Here is a 413-nt window from a genome sequence, read left to right as displayed (position 1 = left end):
CCTGGGGTGGGCGCCGAGTCGTATTCGTCAACTCGATGAGCGACTTGTTCCACGCGCGCGTACCGCTCGACTTCGTTCACCGTGTCTTCGATGTCATCAGAGACACACCGCAGCACACCTACCAAGTGCTCACGAAGCGATCGTCCCGGCTACCCCGAGTCGCCGACAAGCTGGACTGGCCGTCAAACCTGTGGATGGGGGTCAGCGTCGAGAACGAAGACCATCTGTACCGGGTCGACCATCTGCGATCAGTACCTGCTGCCGTTCGGTTCTTGTCGTGCGAACCGCTCATCGGACCACTCAAGAATCTGGACCTCAATGGGATCGACTGGGTGATTACCGGCGGAGAGTCCGGCCCTGGGGCTCGACCGCTCGATCCAGATTGGGTCCGCGAGATTCGCGACAACTGCGAG

At 60.8% G+C, this 413-nt stretch carries 1 protein-coding gene; it reads left to right on the top strand.

The annotated features are described in order from the left end of the window. Positions 1-413, top strand: a 413-nt coding sequence (locus tag ASG00_RS14465) for a DUF5131 family protein (protein WP_235559419.1), incomplete at both ends; no start/stop codon positions are given.

Origin of the sequence: Microbacterium sp. Leaf351 (assembly GCF_001423825.1) — a bacterium.
GTDB lineage: Bacteria > Actinomycetota > Actinomycetes > Actinomycetales > Microbacteriaceae > Microbacterium > Microbacterium ginsengisoli.
This window is presented reverse-complemented; position numbering and strand designations above follow the sequence as displayed.